Source organism: Borrelia hispanica CRI (assembly GCF_000500065.1).
GTDB classification, from domain to species: Bacteria; Spirochaetota; Spirochaetia; order Borreliales; family Borreliaceae; genus Borrelia; species Borrelia hispanica.
On sequence record NZ_AYOU01000117.1, the window covers coordinates 1 to 2510 of the forward strand.

The following is a 2510-nucleotide window of genomic DNA, read 5'->3' on the forward strand; positions in this document are numbered from 1 at the left end:
ATGCTTTTATCTAAGGGTTATTCACTTGATGAGATACTCTTAGCGCAAAGACGAGAACTTGTGAGGAAATATGTTAATCCGGATCAAATCAGAGCTATAGCTAAAATTGATTCAGTCGAACATATTGAAGGAAATATATTAGAACAATTATTAGAACTTGCTAAGGTTAATATAAAGGCAAGAAAGAATAATGACGCATTAAGCAATTCTTTATCTAGGAAAGATGCACTTAAATTTGAAGATCAACTGTCTATTTCAAATCCCAATTTTAGACCGATAAATCATAATGAACTCAGAGATGGTATAGCAAATTTTTATAGAGAGAGACAGAGAAAATTTACTAAATTAAAGAAGCATGTTTCATAAATAGTTTTTAGGAGGTTAAAGAGTGTCTTCAAGTAATATTACTCAAATTAGACAAGAATATGAACAAAAGGTTAAAGAGATTAAAGACCTTATGAAAAACCCAAGCATGGATATTGAGAATTTTAGTAATGATACTTCATTTCAAGATAAGAATTTAACTTTTGCTGCATCAGGTTGCATTAATAGTAACAATAGTACTTGTATAGAAAAGTATCCAATTAAAGGGTATCCATATAAGAGAGGAGTAAAGTTATCATTTGGTGAAAATAATGATTATGAGCCTAGAGTAGAAGCTGGTGGTGATGATTTATATGGGATATGTATTGATATTGATGATTATACACAAATAGCAACAGTAGTACCAATAACAGAAAAATTTGAAGGATATCTTGTTGCAAAAGATAATTCTATCAAATGCAAAGATAAACTTAAGTTTAACTCAGATGGTCAACTTGAAAAAGCAAATGGTTCATCTAACACCAATGCTGTAGCTATTACAGATTCAATCAAAATCACAGATAACCTTCACATGGTAGGTGTAAAAAGCTATGGAAATAAAGCTTTAAATTAAAGGAGATTAAAGATGTCAGATTTATTTGATGAAAATTATTATGCTAAGGAAGTAGTAAACGTTGTAAGAGAAACAAAAATACCAAAATTCTACAGCTGGTTTATCGACTCTCAAATAGAAGATGTTGAGCTTAAAAATGGATATACCAAAGCAATTAAATGAGATGCTTTTCTTAATGCTAATCCAACAAGTTTAATTAATGAAGTTAATACTATTGCTACAATAGGTTTTCGTTCTGCAACGGTTAAACTTAATTATTTAAGATTACAGTATAAGTTTAGACATATAAGACAAGGTGAAGAATCTTTCCATTTCAATGATGGTTATATTGGTGATATAAATAATAATTTACTCTCCTTTAGAGAAGCATATAAATTAGCAAGTAATGAAATTATTAAACTTATTGATCATTTTATATTAACTGGTGCTGTATCAATTCAAAAAGATGGTAAAAATCAAGTAGTATTACCTTCTAATATGTATGGACTACTTAATATGCCAAACCAAATTAAAGAAGAATTTGAACAATCTAATAAAGATAAAATGGATAAGATATTTGAAAAGATAAAATCCGGACTTTCAAAATTAGAATTTGGTGACGAATTTGCTACTCCTATTATGGTACTAGTTGATCCATTAACAAGTTTAAAACTTAGTGAACCATATGTAGTAAAAAATTTATCATTTTCTTATTTGTGGGAAGATATATTAATTAAAATTATAAAGTCTATTAATAATAGGCAAAGAGTTTACTTACAAACAAGTAATCTTTTGCAAAATCAAATACTTATTTATCCTTTGAATCCAAATTTAATTGAATTTAGACCAAATAAATATATGTTACCAACTCTAAATGAACATGTTGATAAAAATTCAAGTGATATCGCTTATTCATATCTTGATTTTGTTCTTGGTGGTTTACTAGCAACAGAAAAAACTATTTTAAGAGTTGATATTAAACAAAGTTAAAGGAATTAAAGTTGATGAGTAGTGATGTCGAATCAGAAGGACTTAGAGATATTTATCTTAAAATTAAATCTCTTTTAAATGTAACAGAAGATAATTTAAGTTTTGATGAGTTTCAACAACAAGCAAATTTACTTGAGATGATAATTAAAACAAAAGGTATCAGCTTGAACTCATTAAATGAAAGTCAAGCATCACTACTCTTATATTACTACTTAGGATGTAAGTTACAACGTTGTGGTGTAATACATGATATTGATCTTGGACGAATAAAGAAAGAAAAATTAGGTGAACTGGAGATTGATTATCATCCAACATCTGATAATACAACCTGTATAAATAATGATTATTGTATTGCTTTTGAAGCTCTACTTAAAGAAGTAAAACTAGAGCAAACAAAACCTTTTGCAATAGGAGTTGTATAATGCATGTAAGACTCAGGCTTAAAAATCTTGCAGGACGAGTAATTCACTACTTCAAAGAAACATCTGATATTCGCTTTTATAAAGCTATAAATAGTACAGATAATGAATTTGCAAGTCATGATATTACTTTTGATAAGAATAATTACACAGATTTTGTTGGAATTATTATCGATATATCCCCA

General features: G+C 28.0%; 6 protein-coding genes. All 6 read left to right on the forward strand.

The features are described from left to right. On the forward strand, positions 1 to 366 hold a 366-nt coding region (locus U880_RS0103550; RefSeq protein WP_024654781.1), incomplete at its 5' end, for a DUF1357 family protein. A 22-nt stretch (positions 367 to 388) separates the two neighbouring features. Beyond that, positions 389 to 937 (forward strand): DUF228 domain-containing protein, encoded by a 549-nt coding sequence (locus U880_RS0103555; RefSeq protein ID WP_024654782.1) that lies wholly within the window; start codon positions 389 to 391, stop codon positions 935 to 937. Between the two features lie 12 nt (positions 938 to 949). After that, positions 950 to 1099: a hypothetical protein gene (locus U880_RS11785; protein ID WP_235048002.1), complete on the forward strand. Its 150-nt coding sequence runs from the start codon at positions 950 to 952 to the stop codon at positions 1097 to 1099. 333 nt (positions 1100 to 1432) lie between these two features. Next, a complete protein-coding gene (locus U880_RS11790) occupies positions 1433 to 1906 on the forward strand; it encodes a hypothetical protein (protein WP_235048003.1) in 474 nt (157 codons plus the stop codon). A gap of 14 nt (positions 1907 to 1920) precedes the next feature. Further along, complete coding sequence (locus U880_RS0103565; RefSeq protein WP_024654391.1) at positions 1921 to 2328, forward strand: DUF3890 domain-containing protein; 408 nt, start codon at positions 1921 to 1923, stop codon at positions 2326 to 2328. Then, positions 2328 to 2510: DUF1506 family protein (locus tag U880_RS0103570; protein ID WP_024654390.1), on the forward strand; the 183-nt coding region annotated here is incomplete at its 3' end. The genes U880_RS0103565 and U880_RS0103570, both read left to right, overlap by 1 nt.